Origin of the sequence: Bariatricus sp. HCP28S3_F11 (assembly GCF_052065395.1) — a bacterium.
Taxonomy (GTDB): Bacteria; Bacillota; Clostridia; order Lachnospirales; family Lachnospiraceae; genus Allocoprococcus.
In genome coordinates this window covers 1-311 of sequence record NZ_JBQHUC010000132.1, presented here as the reverse complement: position 1 = coordinate 311, position 311 = coordinate 1, and the positions used below count along the sequence as shown (strand labels likewise).

The following is a 311-nucleotide window of genomic DNA, read 5'->3' as shown; positions in this document are numbered from 1 at the left end:
AATACCGCACTACCTGATAAGTGGTAAACAAGCCAATCAAAGAGTTTCCCTCCTCCGGAATGTCGGTTTCCAAAATTCCGGAATCAAGGTTTCCGGTGACGAGAATATTCACTGCCGCTTCGCCAATCCTCATGCCAGTCATAAATAATAACCAGAATGAAATGAACAGATAGTGCTCATAGTAATCGCCCTTATACAGAAGAGTGCAAATTCCGGCTCATCTGACCACGCATTCCGCTAAGAGCTGATCAGTCTTTCCGGATGTAACTGAACGCGTTTCCGCTTCAGCTGATCAATAAGTTTTCAACGTG

1 pseudogene is annotated in these 311 nt (G+C 44.7%); it reads right to left on the bottom strand.

Annotation, left to right across the window (positions count from 1 at the left end):
• Nucleotides 1-70: 70 nt before the first annotated feature.
• Nucleotides 71-211, bottom strand: a pseudogene (locus ACTNBR_RS16615) (site-specific integrase); the annotation flags it as partial.
• Nucleotides 212-311: the final 100 nt, after the last annotated feature.